The 13,989-nt window shown below is 45.8% G+C and carries 12 protein-coding genes; 4 read left to right on the top strand and 8 right to left on the bottom strand.

Annotation, left to right across the window (positions count from 1 at the left end; all coding sequences use genetic code 11):
* Positions 1–20: 20 nt before the first annotated feature.
* From K339_RS0124415 to K339_RS0124400, 4 genes are all read right to left on the bottom strand, one after another.
* Positions 21–2,783, bottom strand: coding sequence for a TonB-dependent receptor (locus K339_RS0124415; protein ID WP_028525952.1), 2,763 nt, complete (start codon positions 2,781–2,783; stop codon positions 21–23).
* Positions 2,780–3,508 (bottom strand): hypothetical protein, encoded by a 729-nt coding sequence (locus tag K339_RS34675; protein WP_051398219.1) that lies wholly within the window; start codon positions 3,506–3,508, stop codon positions 2,780–2,782. Before K339_RS34675 ends, K339_RS0124415 begins: the two co-directional genes overlap by 4 nt.
* A gap of 136 nt (positions 3,509–3,644) precedes the next feature.
* Complete coding sequence (locus K339_RS0124405; protein ID WP_028525951.1) at positions 3,645–4,568, bottom strand: DUF4249 domain-containing protein; 924 nt, start codon at positions 4,566–4,568, stop codon at positions 3,645–3,647.
* A gap of 20 nt (positions 4,569–4,588) precedes the next feature.
* Complete coding sequence (locus K339_RS0124400) at positions 4,589–7,030, bottom strand: TonB-dependent receptor (RefSeq protein ID WP_028525950.1); 2,442 nt, start codon at positions 7,028–7,030, stop codon at positions 4,589–4,591.
* A gap of 74 nt (positions 7,031–7,104) precedes the next feature.
* Here K339_RS0124400 and K339_RS0124395 point away from each other — a divergent pair, with 74 nt between their 5' ends.
* From K339_RS0124395 to K339_RS0124385, 3 genes are all read left to right on the top strand, one after another.
* On the top strand, positions 7,105–8,472 hold the full coding sequence (locus K339_RS0124395) for a dihydroorotase (RefSeq protein ID WP_028525949.1): 1,368 nt from the start codon (positions 7,105–7,107) through the stop codon (positions 8,470–8,472).
* 138 nt (positions 8,473–8,610) lie between these two features.
* A complete protein-coding gene (locus tag K339_RS0124390; RefSeq protein ID WP_028525948.1) occupies positions 8,611–9,324 on the top strand; it encodes a hypothetical protein in 714 nt (237 codons plus the stop codon).
* Between the two features lie 347 nt (positions 9,325–9,671).
* On the top strand, positions 9,672–9,923 hold the full coding sequence (locus tag K339_RS0124385) for a hypothetical protein (RefSeq protein WP_157607726.1): 252 nt from the start codon (positions 9,672–9,674) through the stop codon (positions 9,921–9,923).
* Between the two features lie 73 nt (positions 9,924–9,996).
* Here K339_RS0124385 and K339_RS0124380 read toward each other — a convergent pair whose 3' ends face one another.
* The 4 genes from K339_RS0124380 to ribH form a co-directional block, all read right to left on the bottom strand.
* Positions 9,997–10,575 carry a methyltransferase domain-containing protein gene (locus tag K339_RS0124380; RefSeq protein ID WP_028525946.1) on the bottom strand — a complete coding sequence of 193 codons (579 nt, stop codon included), beginning with the start codon at positions 10,573–10,575 and terminating at the stop codon, positions 9,997–9,999.
* A 61-nt stretch (positions 10,576–10,636) separates the two neighbouring features.
* Positions 10,637–11,134: a rhodanese-like domain-containing protein gene (locus tag K339_RS0124375; protein ID WP_028525945.1), complete on the bottom strand. Its 498-nt coding sequence runs from the start codon at positions 11,132–11,134 to the stop codon at positions 10,637–10,639.
* Between the two features lie 125 nt (positions 11,135–11,259).
* The gene (gene hisH / locus K339_RS0124365; RefSeq protein WP_028525944.1) at positions 11,260–11,847 is read right to left on the bottom strand and encodes an imidazole glycerol phosphate synthase subunit HisH; all 588 of its coding nucleotides are present in this window, start codon (positions 11,845–11,847) and stop codon (positions 11,260–11,262) included.
* A 76-nt stretch (positions 11,848–11,923) separates the two neighbouring features.
* The gene (gene ribH / locus K339_RS0124360; protein ID WP_028525943.1) at positions 11,924–12,403 is read right to left on the bottom strand and encodes a 6,7-dimethyl-8-ribityllumazine synthase; all 480 of its coding nucleotides are present in this window, start codon (positions 12,401–12,403) and stop codon (positions 11,924–11,926) included.
* 164 nt (positions 12,404–12,567) lie between these two features.
* Here ribH and K339_RS34670 point away from each other — a divergent pair, with 164 nt between their 5' ends.
* Entirely contained in the window at positions 12,568–13,986 is a 1,419-nt protein-coding gene (locus K339_RS34670) for a S8 family peptidase (protein ID WP_084332303.1), read from the top strand.
* Positions 13,987–13,989 lie beyond the last annotated feature (3 nt).

The raw sequence follows: 13,989 nt of genomic DNA, 5'->3' as shown, positions 1-13,989 counted from the left end.
TTAGTGTGAAAATGAAGAGGTTAGAACCTAAAGTTATACGTAACGGTAGGAATCGGTCGTCCAAAAATTGACAACATATAGCCCTGAATGATGCCATTTTGCGAACGGAAATACACCGACGAAGGGTTCTTTCGCCCCAGCAAGTTGTACACCGCAAATGTCCAAGAGCTATGCGCTAATTTCTTGACTTTGTGGTTCCCTTCTACGTTCATCGAAAAGTCCACCCGATAATAATCAGGGATTCGGTATTGGTTACGTTCGGCATAATAAATACGCTGCACTCCTTCCAATATGTATTTTCCAATAGGCGGCGTGTAAGGTCGTCCGCTACTGTAGGTAAAGTTGAAAGACAAACTAAAACGGTGCGAAAACTTGTAGTTGCTCACGAGCGTAAAATCGTGGGGCTTGTCGTAGTTGCTTGGATAATAGTCTCCGTTGTTAGGTGCTTCTGGCGACGTGCGGTCGTCGGCCCGCAATAGGGTACGGGCATAGGTGTAGCTCACCCAGCCGTTCAGTTTTCCCGTCAATTTTTTGGCCATCAACTCCACTCCATAGGCTTTTCCCGTTGTCGAAATGACCGCCGCTTCGATGTGGTGGTTCATGATCAACGAGTCTCCACCTTTGTAATCCAAGAAATGTTGGATGGTTTTATAGTACGCTTCAACCGACAACTCTAGCTTGTTGCCACGGAGATTTCGATAAAACCCTACCGCCCACTGACTACCTAGCTGGGGTTTAATGTGGGTATCACTGAGTTTCCAAATGTCGGTTGGCGACATCACCATCGTATTGCTCAACAAGTGAATATACTGGCGGGTTGTGTTGTAACTGGCCTTGACTGAGGTATTGTCGGTCAGTCGATAACGGCCCGAAATACGATATTCGGGGCCTTGATAACTACGAATATTTTTGCCTTTCCCGTATTCGGTAGTACCATCTAGGTAGATTTTTTCAATGGGAAACCCTGCCGTATAATTATTGACTGTTTTAGGCCCCAAAAATGAATAGGTAGAAAAACGCAGACCCGCACTCAACGAAAGTCGCGAGTTAACGTCATAGCGGTCTTCAATGTAAATTGCGCTTTCTACGCCTTGTTCTTGTTCTAAAACATCGGGCAGAATGAGTGATTTTTCTCCCGCAGGCGTGATAGTGCCAGGCGAAAGTTTGTACAAAATGCTGCTTACCCCAAAATCAAGCGTGTGTTTTGGGTGGATAAAATACGTAAAGTCAAGCTTGGCATTGCTCTGCTGGATGTCGAAGGTAAGGTCAAACGCATTGATGGGAACGCGCGAAGTGCCCACCGAATAATTGTACTTACTAAATGCGCCCGTAAAAGTACCATACAACTTGGAGTTGAAGGTATGTTTCCATTTAAATGACCCTACTTGGTTTCGGTAAGCGTAGGCAGTATCGCCAAAGAGTTTAAATTTGTCATTGCTAAAATAACCCGAAAGCGTCAAGCTGTTTTTTTGGTTGACCTCGTGGCTCAATTGGAGGTTTACATCGTAAAAATTGGCAGTACTTTTGTTGAAAGCATTGTTGTCCAAACGTCTAAAAAGCCAATTAGAATAAGTTGAACGCCCCCCCACCAGAAACGACGTTTTGTCTTTGATGATAGGTCCTTCGACGGACAAACGCCCCGTCAAAAGCCCAATTCCGCCCGAACCAACAAACTTTTTCTTGTTGCCATCGCGGCCATTGATTTCGAGTACCGACGACAAACGTCCGCCATAACGCGCGGGAATCGTGCTTTTGTAAAGCTCAATTTCTTTGATGGCATCGGGGTTAAAAGCGGAGAAAAATCCAAATAAGTGCGACGGGTTATAAATTACCGCATCGTTGAGCAAAATCAAGTTTTGGTCGGTAGAACCTCCCCGTACGTTGAGCCCAACGCTGCTTTCACTGGCCGACTTCACCCCTGGAAGCGTCAATACCGCCCGAAGCAAATCCGTTTCGCCAAACGCCGTTGGCACTTGTTTCATGGTTTTGATGCTCAGTTTTAATTGCCCCATTTGCGTTCCTGCAATGTTGACATCTTTTCCTGCCACGACCGACACCTCCTTCAAGGCCGTTACGCTCTCTTGGGTTTGAATGTCCAGTTTGCCATCTCCATAAAGTACAATACGGCGGTAGGTGTCACGCATCCCAACGCTCTTGATTTTGAGGGTATGCTTGCCATTCGGAATCTTGAGCGCAAAAAAACCAAGGGCATCGGTAGTAACCCCAATCGACGGGGACTCGATATAGACGGCCGCACCGATGACGGGCTCGCCCGTAACGGCGTTTCGCACATAACCCGAAATAGCCGACTTGCCTTCCATAATACGCTGGCGCTGAGGGCCAATGTTATAGGTCTTACTTTCCGCCGTCGATAGCAGTTTGTCCGACTCGTCGGTGGTGGGAGCTACGTATTGATTCTGATCAGCAGGAGTGTCGTCTCCTTCAAAGAGATTGGAAGGAAGCGCCGTGATAATGGCCTGATCTGAGGTAACAAAAACGCGTTGCTGCTCATCAATAGAAAACTTAAAATCGGTGCCTTTAAACACCTGCAACAACGCACTCGTCAGCGACTGATTTTGGGCTTGAATGGTAATTTTCAGGCTATCAATTAGTCCTTTTTCGTAGTAAAAAAAGCAACCTGTTTGGCTTTCTGCCTCTTTCACAAACTGGTTAAAAGTACCATCGGTGAGCGTAATACTAATTCGTTTTTCGGTTTTGTTTTGCGCCCATGTCACACTACCAAAGACACTGAGCAAGAAGAAAATAAGTAGCTGTTTTTTCATGGGTGGACAAGTTGATCATAGTGTTTAGCAATTGTAACGAGGGCTTCTTCGCGGTTTTTACGGAACTTAATACGCTTTTCGCGGAGGTGTTTTTTGAGTTCTTTTTTATGTTCTCCAAACAAGGCCAATGCCGATTTTTTTGACGTAATAAGATGAAACTCCCCTTCTTTTTGAATATAAAAAAAGTTTTTGGGCAAAAAATAGACATTCACTCTGTTGCTCTCAATTTGCTCCTGCCGTTGCTTGGTCCAACGAGCCACGACCTTGGTTTTACCATCGTACAGAAAGTCATAAAAACCCGTTGGTACGGTCGTCCCAAGCACTTTATTCTGCTCGATTCGCACAAAGTGGTGATCAATATATGAAAACCGACTAACCCGTTCGCTCTGTAGCTGAATCAAGCCTGAGCGCCCTTGATAATAAATCACTAGTAGGTCTTTGACGATGTCATACATGATTGGGATATTTTCAAAATGCTGCCCATCGTAGTCGAAGCTTCCTAGCCGCCAATCTTCTACCTGAAAAAACTGATGGTCTTTTGAGCGACTGTCATAGATATGGTACCGCTGACCATTGTAGAGGTGCTGCGAAAGCTCCGTTGCATTTTGATAAAGAGTCTCTGTAATAGGCTTTTGCGGAGAAGTAGTGGCTACTTTGGCCGTTTGCCCCAGTAGCGTAAGTGCCAATTGAGAAACAAACAGAAACGAAAGGAAAAGTTTGCTCATGTAGTGTGAATAAAAGAAGTGCAAATAACAACGAACTTAAAAGCTGATTTTATGGGATATTTACTGTAAAGCAAACACCCACAATATCAGCTACTTTTACGCGGCCGCTTGTGTGGGTGTTGCAACGTCTCAGTACTTATTTCTTTATGACAACGGAACTGCGATTATAGGCCGCAAAACACCCCAGTCCATTTTTGATGTTGGATGGAATCAGCAACGGTTCAGCAAAGGGATTGTCTTCGTTAAAGTTTTGTATGGCCTCGTGGTAATCGTAATATGTTTTTTCGCAGTTAATGAGCGACAGTTCTACAAAATGAAAAGTGAAAGGCGATGGAGTCGTGTTGGAGTAATAATAATTGAAAAACCGCCCAGGACCAGAGGTGAGTTGTGCGCCATCCCCCCCTTTATCGGTTATTAATTCACGTGAGCGGTTATTTTCCCGAAAACTCAAAATGCTAAAGTTTGGCTGGTTGGTAAACTTGTCTGGACCAGTCTGGACTCGCTGGGTTTGATAGACATATCCACTTACGCGGTAGTAATTGGCCTGTCCTGCGGGGTCTTTCCATTTCAATGTATATAAGTAATCTTTGGGAGCGGCGGGGTTAGATGAATTGCTTCGTTCTACCGAATCTTGAAGTACCTGCTGAATTGGCACAGCCAGAGGTACGGTACATGAAGCTTCTGCCACTCGGTTGTCTCGCTCCACTTTTAGCGAGTAAGTTTGCCCTTCTACGATAGAAAATTCGCTAGAGCGAATGCTATAATTGTTGGTTTTGGTACTAAAGGGGAGTATAATACTCTTCCCTTGCGATGAAAGTGTTACGGTGGCATCATTCATTGAAGTGGCTGGGAGGCCGTAAAAAGAAGCATTCCCAAAAAAAGTATTACTATAATATACATGGATCGTAGTGAGTGTATCTTGAGGTGATAAGTACCCATGTACCACGAGCTTCAAATCGGCTTGGGGCAAACGGTCAGGGTCAACGTCGTTGACGAGGGTTTCGCACGAATAGAAACCAAGCGCAAAAAGGATGAGTCCGAAAATACGTATATGTTTCATGTTTTTGTTGTTACGAGAGTTTAAAATTTAAAATTATAACTCAACGTTGGCACAATTGGGAAAATTGAAATGCGCTGGAGGACGTTCTGGCTACCCGTAGGACGCCCATTTGCATCATAGACAGTCCGTGAGGTGAGGTTGTAGAAAAACGGATTTCGTCGGTTGTATAGGTTATAAATGCTCAACTCCCAAGTGCGTTCGTGGTATTTCTTTTTCTTGTGGAACTGCAAACTCAAATCAAAACGGTGATAAGGCTCGGCCCGAAAGCTGTTTTTAGGCCCATAATCATTGACCGTGCGGCCGTAGCTAAAAGGCGAATTGGAGATAAAAGGGGCGTAGGTGCCATTGCCCGTGTCGGTGTATTGAACCTGCGGTGTTAGGGTATGTTGATATGCTTTGTAATTGCTCTGCGGTAAAGTAAGTGCGTTGCCTGTGCCATATACCCACGTTCCAGAAAGCGTAATGCGCGGACTGATTTCGTAAATACCTACGACCGATAAATCGTGGCGACGGTCGTAACGCGGGAAGAATTTTTGTCCAAAATTAAGTTCAGCAAACTGCCATTGTGTCCACGATAGGGTATAACCAATCCAGCCCGAAAATTTTCCTGTCTTTTTCTGTAACAACACTTCAGCCCCGTACGACCAACCACGTCCGCTGGTGATGTTTTCGTCCCAGCGCACTTTGTCGGCGCTCGACGGGTCGTCAATCAACAAAAAGCTAGAGCCTTCCTTATAATTGACGATATTGTTCATGTTTTTGTAATATCCTTCTATGGTTAGCGCAAGTCCTTGTTTTTCAAAATCTTTGGCAAAACCTGCGGCAACTTGGCTCGACTGCTGCGGGGCGATTTTGTCCGTCGAAGGCACCCACAAATCGGTAGGAAGACCAATGCCCGTGTTTGACAACAAATGAATATATTGGTTCATGCGCGCGTACGATGCCTTAAACGACAAATCGGGGCGGAGCATAAAGGCCGTCGAAATGCGTGGTTCAGGGCGGAGGTAGTGCTGGTTTTCGGCCTTAAAATAACTCAACCGCAAGCCCGCATTCATCTTGAACCACGGGGTAGGCTTCCACGTATCTTCGACATAAACGCCCGATTCCACGTTGTCGATGGCCTCTATTTCTTTTGAAAAACGGTCGATGTCCGAATCTTTCACCACCACTGCGCTAGGAGTAAAACGGTGCAAGGTGGTCGAGGCCCCAAATCGAAGGGCATGTTGCGGATTAGGGAAATAATCAACGTCGTATTTTAACCCCCAATCCCTCACCCCCGACGTATAACGAAGTTCGTACTGGTTGGTGGTGGTAGCATTGGTTTGGCTGTCTTTGGCATAAATCTGAAACTGATAATTGCTGAAAATCAACGAGGCATTGGAGAATAGTTTTTCGTTGAAAAGGTGATTCCATCGGAGCGTTCCCGTGGCATTTCCCCAGTTGAGACCACCTTCGCTGGTGGAAGAAGTACTTTTGTCACGGAAGAAAAAACGGTCTTTGCCAAAGTACCCGCTGGCGTAGAGTTTATTTTTTTGGCCAAAATCATAATTCAACTTGGCGTTGAGGTCATAAAAATAATAACCTCCCGAGCTCGCTCCGTTACTTTCGGCAGCAATGAGCGGCCGAGCCAGTAAATCAAGGTAGGTGCGCCGTCCAGAAATTAAAAAGGAAGATTTGGCTGGGGCTGATTTTCGGAACTTGAGTGGCCCTTCGAGCGTCAAACGACTGGCAATGAGTCCGCCGCCGCCTTCGCCGTGGAGTTTTTCTTTGTTGCCCTCTTTCATATTCAGTTCCAACACCGACGAAAGCCGACCGCCAAAACGTGCAGGGAATCCTCCCTTGGTCAGTTCGACGCTTTTGAGGGCATCGCCGTTGAACACCGAAAAGAACCCAAACAAGTGGCTGACGTTATAAACGGGCGCGTCGTCCAAAATAATCAAGTTTTGGTCAGGACCACCCCCGCGTACGTAAATGCCCGTTTGTCCTTCCGACCCTTTTTGAACCCCTGGCATGAGTTGAATAACCCGCAACACGTCTTTTTCGCCCAGAAAAGCAGGGATTTTTTTGATTTGCTGGACAGGAATGTCGATGCGACTCATTTGGGGCGTTTGGCTTACTTTGTCTGCTTCGCGTTTTCCCGATACCACTACTTCGTTGAGCTGCCTTCCGAGGGCTTCGAGCGAAATGTTGAGTTCAAGGTTTTTTTGTAGCTTAACAGTACGGATTTCGGTGCCGTAGCCCACAAATGAAAATGCCAAAGTAACAGAATCGGCTGCGGGTAGTGTAAGCGAATAAAAACCGTAGGTGTTGGAGGTCGTTCCCGTGACAGTTCCGGGCAGATAGACATTAACGCCGATGAGCTGTTCTTGGCTGCCACTTTCGCGGACGTAGCCGCTGATGGTGTAACGTTGTTGCGCATACGTAGATAGAGAGAGCAGGCAAGCCCATAAAAATAAACGCATAAGGTGATGGCTGTTTAGTGAATGAGTGCTAAGTTTGACTTCAATTTATTTAACGAGCTTTTTTGTTATATAGTATGACTACTCTTCTAATTACCAATGCACGTCTCGTCAACGAGGGTAAAATCACCACACAAGATGTCTTTATCAAAGACGGTTTTATCGAACAAATTGGGGCAAATCTGAGCCATTTGTCGGCCTCGCAACTCATTGATGCCCAAGGAAAATACTTGCTTCCAGGGGTTATCGACGACCAAGTGCATTTCAGAGAGCCTGGCCTTACTCACAAGGCATCGATTTATACCGAGGCCAAAGCAGCAGTAGCAGGTGGAACAACTTCGTTTATGGAAATGCCAAACACCGTCCCTAATGCACTGACACAGGGGCTGTTAGAAGATAAATACCAAATTGCGTCAAACACGTCGTTGGCCAACTATTCGTTTTTTATGGGCGCCTCCAACGACAACTACGACGAGGTAATGAAAACCATTTGTCCCGATGTTTGCGGGATAAAAGTTTTTATGGGCTCATCCACGGGTAACATGCTCGTTGATGCCCCCGAAGTACTCGAAAAACTGTTTGCCAACGCCCCTTGTTTGATTGCAACGCACTGCGAAGACGAAGATACTGTCCGTAAAAATGTAGAATATTACAAAAACAATACCCCCATTGGGGGATGGGGGCATGATATTCACGCGCTCGTGCGCAACGAAGAAGCGTGTTATAAATCATCGTCGATGGCGGTAGAATTGGCAAAAAAACACGGAACGCGCCTCCATATACTTCACATTTCGACGGGTGAAGAAACCAGTTTGTTTGAAGTAGGTGCTTACGGAGACTCAACCGTAGCTATGTCCGATAAGCGTAAAAAGCGTATTACGTCGGAGGCTTGTGTGCATCACCTTTGGTTTGACTCGGAGGATTATCGTCGCTTGGGGACGCAGATAAAATGCAACCCCGCGATTAAGGCCGCGCATCACAAAGCTCAAATTTTACAAGCAGTCCTCGATAACCGTATCGACGTCATTGCCACCGACCACGCACCGCACACGTGGGACGAAAAATCGAAAGGCTACTGGGAGGCCCCGTCGGGCTTGCCGTTGGTACAACATTCACTCAATATGATGTTGGAGTTTGTGCAGCAGGGTAAAATTTCAATCGAACGCGTAGTGGAGAAAATGAGCCATGCCGTTGCCGATGTGTTTGCCATAGACCGCCGTGGGTATATCCGCGAAGGATATTGGGCCGATTTGGTATTGGTGGACTTGAACGACACTACGACAGTTACGAAAGAAAATATTCTTTTCAAGTGCGGTTGGTCGCCTTTGGAAGGGACAACGCTTCATTCCCGCGTAACGCACACCGTTGTATCGGGGCATTTGGTGTATGCCAATGGCGTTTTTGACGAATCAGCAAAGGGGAAGCGGTTGAGGTTTGAGCGGTAGTTATTTTGCAACCATATAAGACATATAAGGGCATATAAGTTGAGAACATCAAACCATCTTATAATCTCTTATATGACTTATATGGTTTTGATAATTATAGTAAGCTATTGGGTATTTAGCAGTTATCAACCTCCCGCAATGCGATTATTCCATTTTCTTTTTAGCTATCTTTCGTTATTTACCTCTGCCTACGCCCAACAGAATCTAGCAGGCTTATATGAAGGTAGATTCATGGAACAGCCATGTGTGTTGTCAATCAAAGTTTCTAAGGAGAAAGTCACAGGTACGTTTCACACCAGTTATTACAGTAATCATAGTTTAGAGGGGACTTTAATGAACGGGGAGTTAAAAGCCTTTTTACATCATAAAACGCTCGGTACCTCCCCTCTGGCGGGAACACTGAGGAGCGATAAATTGGACGCAAATATCGTTTTTTTGAACCACATTCCCCCTTTTCAAGAAACGACCGTCTCGCTAAGGTTAGAACGTAAAAACAACGATACTACCTTCCATTTAGAAGCGTATTTTGAAAAACCCAAGCTAGATACCGATTTGGTGGGAACATGGAAGGTTATCTCTGAGACAGATTATAAAAATGAACTGCCTCGTAGCCACACTAAAAAACACTTCTTTAAAGAGGGAGAGATGCGAATAGAAGGCATAGGTCTAGGTTCAGAAAAAGATTCTCTTCCCATCGAACTTAGGTGGTACATCGTAAATGAGTATCTCTATTCTGCCATTTTTATATCGGGAGCATTTGTGCTTGAATCAAAAGAAGGACGGTACAACATCAACAACGATGTATTGACGGTGCTGGGGGAAAGAAAAATCATGTACCTAAGAGAACCCTAACCTATTCGCCTCAACAATTCCCTTTTTCGTTTCACCCAGCATTTTACCCGATTCATCGGGCAGAAGAGCCAGTTTGTCAATTTTTTTTGGTGTGATGCAACCTTTCGTATCACCTTTGCATCATATAATCGACGCCGCTAAGGGCAACGGTTATTGGATGAAAGGAATTATTTCAGTACAAAAAAAATAGCTTACCATTCGTCCTTAAAATTTGCCGCTTAACACGAATCAAACAAAAAACAAGGTACTTTGTATTGCATAATACCAGACAAAACATATATCTTTGTTTCAACATTCAGCCAGAAGACAAATCAACCATTAAAATCACCATCAAAACTCATACAGTCATGAAAGCCATTACCTTCGCCGCCGTTCTGTGTTTGTTAAGTTCTTCAGCCTTTTCAATTGGCCGTCCACACAATGTTTTTGCTACTCGCAAAGCCATGCAAGAGGCAAGCCAAGTGAAAAAGGAAGTGGTGCCACAGCGTTCGCTTTTGAAAGAAGTGACGCAGCAAGCGCAGAACGGTGCCGAAGGCACTCGTCAAGCAGTTTCGACGGTTACTAAAATCGTTCGTTTCTTAACGACTCTTGCCGATTAATCATTTGTATCCAATTTTTTAATGTAGTTAGGGTTTAGGATAGCGGATAGACGCTGCTCTTTGTGGGTGGCGTCTATCTTTTTGCTATAAAAAACACCTCACTTCCCGCTCGTGGTGGAATAGAAGCAGGAGCCAAATCGAAGGTAATCTTAAAACCAGCTTTATCGAATAGAGCTTGGTACTCTGCCACACTTCCGCCAAAAGGCGGCCCACCTTCAAAGGCGCGATTGAACAAAAGTCCCGCAAGTACTCCATCTTCCGACAACAATTCAGTCATTTTTTGAACATAATCACCTCGTAATGAAGGAGAAATGGCACAGAAAAAGGTTTGCTCCACAATGAGGTCGTATGTGTCTGAATGCTCAAAAAAATCAGCACAAACGACTCGTAACCCTTTTTCACCATAGTTATCCGTCAAGCGCTGACATACCACTTCCGAAATATCAACGACAGTGACATTCTTAAAACCTTGCTCCAGCAGATAAACAGCCTCGTAGCTATTTCCACCCCCAGGAATAAGAATGCGGAGGTGCTTGTCGGTAAGGGTATCAAAAAACTGTTTCAAAGGGGGTGACACGTAGCCAATGTCCCAGCCCGTTTGATCCTGCAAATAGCGTTCGTCCCAGTAATTTTTATCCAAAAAATCGTCCATAATACATCGGTCTTATCTCTTATAGCTCATCGTTTATAACTCATCTCTCATCGTTCCAAACTCACTCATACACCTTCTCCCCTTTATTAAGCCAAATGCCCCACGTCCGAGAATAGGCATGTACTTTTTGGGTAGGTTTTCCTTGGTTATCCACGACGGTATTGCCTTGATTGACCCACTCAAAAATACTTCCGTATAAGTTGCGAACATTTTGAAAACCTGCTGCTTTGAGTTTTTCGCCTACCCGTTCACTACGAACTCCCACTGTGCAATAGACTACAATCGGCGTGTTTTTGGGCAAATCTGCCACGGATTTTGGATTAAATTCATCGTAGCCTACCCAACGCGCATCTGGAAGATGGCTTACATCGTATTCGTTTTTGGCGCGGGTGTCGAGCAATACAACGTTTTTGAGTTCTTTTTTCAATTCATTACAACTCAGCGTAGGCACCGTGTGTTTGTACATGCCTTCGAGCATGACTTTATAGGCACGGCTATTGGTTTGGGCGTTGGGTTTCAACCACGAAAACATGAGCAAAAAGAAAGCAAAAGCACGCATCAAATATCAACGGCTAAGTGAAGATTCAGAATATTTTGTTCGTCAAACTCAAGGATTTCAGTAAAGTGAGTTTGAATCGTAGGGAAATGTGTCGCTCTGATAAGCAACAAGCGACACATCTCTAATTATAATTTCAGGAAATTTTCAAAAATCCGTTGTCCTACGTTTCCGCTGATTTCAGAGTGAAACTGAGCGGCGAAGAAATTGTCTTTTTGCAACATGGCCGAATACTCCAAAATGTAATTGGTTTTGGCGGCCGTTTGCGCACAAAGGGGGGCATAATACCCGTGGTTGTAATACACGTAGTCGTGTTCGTTGAGTCCTGCACAAAGTGGATTATTCAACTCATAAATGTCGTTCCAGCCCGTTTGGGGCACTTTAAAGCCCGATACGCGCGGAAAACGCAGTACGTCCACGTCAAAAATTCCCATGCAAGTGGTGTCGTTTTCTTCCGAATAGCGACACATGAGTTGCATCCCCACGCACGTACCCAAAACGGGCTGGCGCAGGGTCGGGATGAGCTGATCGAGTTGGTGTTCTCTCAAATAGGCCATGGCCGTACTGGCTTCGCCTACGCCTGGGAAAATCACTTTATCAGCCGCCAAAATGGTTTCGGGGTCGTCGGTCCATTCGTACGCCGCCCCAATGCGGTCGAGGGCATACATCACCGACTGCACATTGCCCGCGTTATATTTGATAATGACAGTTTTCATGCTAACCTCCCCCCTAGCCCCTCTCCTTACAGAAGAAGGGATTTAGAAGGCTTACTTTATGGATTTAACTTTTTATTTATTGTAAGCTCAACATTTTGATGGCAGTGATGGCGGCTTCGTCGCCTTTGTTGCCGTGGACGCCTCCCGCACGGTCGAGGGCTTGTTGGAGGGTGTTGGGCGTAAGTACGCCAAAAATTACGGGTTTGTTGTATTTCAAGGCCACGTCGGTGAGGCCATGTGCTACGGCGTGGTTGATATAATCGTTGTGCTTAGTTTCTCCCTGAATCACGCAGCCAATGGCAATCACGGCGTCCACATTGGCTTTTTGGGCATATACTTGTGAGCCAAAACTAAGCTCAAAACTTCCTGGAACGTTGGCACGAAGGATATTTTGCGTTTGCGCTCCGTGGTCAACAAGCGTTTTGTAGGCTCCTTGAAACAAAGCTTCGGTTACTTCCGAATTCCACTCGGCTACTACTATCACAAATTTTTTGTTGGTGATGTCAGGCAAACCGTCGGTGGTAAAAACGCTCAGATTTTTATCAGCAGATGACATGGGTGAGTTGGTCGTTTACGATGTTTGGGGGGAAAGAAAAACCTATCCCTCCGCAAAATTAGGGTATTAGCGTCAACATTCCATTTTTTATCAGGCCAGCCTCCAAGATTTGTAAAGTTTAGCATCATCTTTGCTCAGAGCTAAAAGGTGAATAACGATAAACAATGAACAACCTTTTCAGCAAAGTTTTATTAGTAGTCAGTGTATGGATAATGGCTTTTGAAACAGTGCAAAGCCAAAATCGTTACTTGGTTTATTTCAAAGACAAAGCAGGTTCGTCGTATTCTACGGCCAATCCACAACAATACTTATCGGCGCGGGCCATTGCTCGCCGTCAGCGGCAACACATTGCCGTTTCCGAACGCGATTTCCCCCCGAATACTTCGTACATTCAATCCATCAAAAATTTAGGGGCAACGGTATTGTACAAAACGCGTTGGCTCAATGGTGTACTTGTTGAAACCAACAGTACCACACTTTCGCAGATTTTGGCATTGCCTTTTGTGAGGGGAATTGAAGGCAACGGCGACATTCGCAATGCACGGGTATCGGCTGAAAATCGTTCAAACAATAAAACGGACAAATGGGGAACAACCACGGCCGAAGGTTACGGTTTCTCGGAAAATCAGGTAAAAATGCTGTGTGCCGATAGTATGCACTCGGCGGGGTATCGGGGCGAAGGAATGCTCATTGGCGTACTTGATGGAGGATTTCAGAATGCTAACCTACACCCAAGTTTGCAGCCGTTGTTTACCGAAAACAGGGTGGTTTCGACCTTTGATTTTGTGGACAACGAAACCGATGTTTACGACGACCATAGCCACGGCACCAACGTGCTTTCGTGCATGGCAAGCTACATGCCCGACACGCTCATCGGTACTGCCTACAAAGCTTCGTACGTACTTCTCCGTACCGAAGACGATGCCACCGAAACTAAGATAGAAGAAGCCTATTGGGTGTTTGGCGCAGAGTACGCCGACAGCCTTGGGGTGGACGTCATCAATTCTTCGTTGGGCTACAGCGAGTTTGACAATCCTGCCCAAAACTACACCTATTCCCAAATGAATGGCGACGTAGCGCTCTCCACCCGTGGCGCTGATTTAGCCGCGCAGGCGGGTATTTTGGTGGTTGTTTCGGCTGGAAACTCGGGAAGTTCGCCTTGGCAATACATCACCGCTCCTGCCGACGGAGATTCTGTGTTGGCCGTAGGGGCGGTCAATCCTGCGGGGATTCGGACGAGTTTTAGCTCCATTGGTCCCTCTGCCGATGGACGGGTGAAGCCCGATGTGGCCGCGCAGGGTAGTTTTGTGGTCGTGGCTACGCCTAGTGGTAGTTATGCGTACAGTCAAGGGACGTCTTTTGCGGCGCCGTTATTGGCAGGAATGGCGGCAGGTTTTTGGCAAGCACATCCCAACCTGACCAACGTTCAGGTAATGAACTACCTCAAGCAATCGGGCACGCAAGCTCAAGCACCTGATAATTTGTTGGGCTACGGCATCCCTAATTTCAAAAAAGCTGACGCGCTTGCAAGCGAATGTGCCACTCAAAAATGTGTACCTGTTACGGCTCGGATTGTTAGATGAGGC

The sequence above is a fragment of the Runella limosa DSM 17973 genome (assembly GCF_000482465.1).
Lineage (GTDB): Bacteria > Bacteroidota > Bacteroidia > Cytophagales > Spirosomataceae > Runella > Runella limosa.
This window is presented reverse-complemented; position numbering and strand designations above follow the sequence as displayed.

Coding starts and splice junctions, on each gene's coding strand:
- K339_RS0124415 (WP_028525952.1), bottom strand. CDS start 2,783: ATGAAAAAACAGCTACTTATTTTCTTCTTGCTCAGTGTCTTTGGTAGT.
- K339_RS34675 (WP_051398219.1), bottom strand. CDS start 3,508: ATGAGCAAACTTTTCCTTTCGTTTCTGTTTGTTTCTCAATTGGCACTT.
- K339_RS0124405 (WP_028525951.1), bottom strand. CDS start 4,568: ATGAAACATATACGTATTTTCGGACTCATCCTTTTTGCGCTTGGTTTC.
- K339_RS0124400 (WP_028525950.1), bottom strand. CDS start 7,030: ATGCGTTTATTTTTATGGGCTTGCCTGCTCTCTCTATCTACGTATGCG.
- K339_RS0124395 (WP_028525949.1), top strand. CDS start 7,105: ATGACTACTCTTCTAATTACCAATGCACGTCTCGTCAACGAGGGTAAA.
- K339_RS0124390 (WP_028525948.1), top strand. CDS start 8,611: ATGCGATTATTCCATTTTCTTTTTAGCTATCTTTCGTTATTTACCTCT.
- K339_RS0124385 (WP_157607726.1), top strand. CDS start 9,672: ATGAAAGCCATTACCTTCGCCGCCGTTCTGTGTTTGTTAAGTTCTTCA.
- K339_RS0124380 (WP_028525946.1), bottom strand. CDS start 10,575: ATGGACGATTTTTTGGATAAAAATTACTGGGACGAACGCTATTTGCAG.
- K339_RS0124375 (WP_028525945.1), bottom strand. CDS start 11,134: ATGCGTGCTTTTGCTTTCTTTTTGCTCATGTTTTCGTGGTTGAAACCC.
- hisH (WP_028525944.1), bottom strand. CDS start 11,847: ATGAAAACTGTCATTATCAAATATAACGCGGGCAATGTGCAGTCGGTG.
- ribH (WP_028525943.1), bottom strand. CDS start 12,403: ATGTCATCTGCTGATAAAAATCTGAGCGTTTTTACCACCGACGGTTTG.
- K339_RS34670 (WP_084332303.1), top strand. CDS start 12,568: ATGAACAACCTTTTCAGCAAAGTTTTATTAGTAGTCAGTGTATGGATA.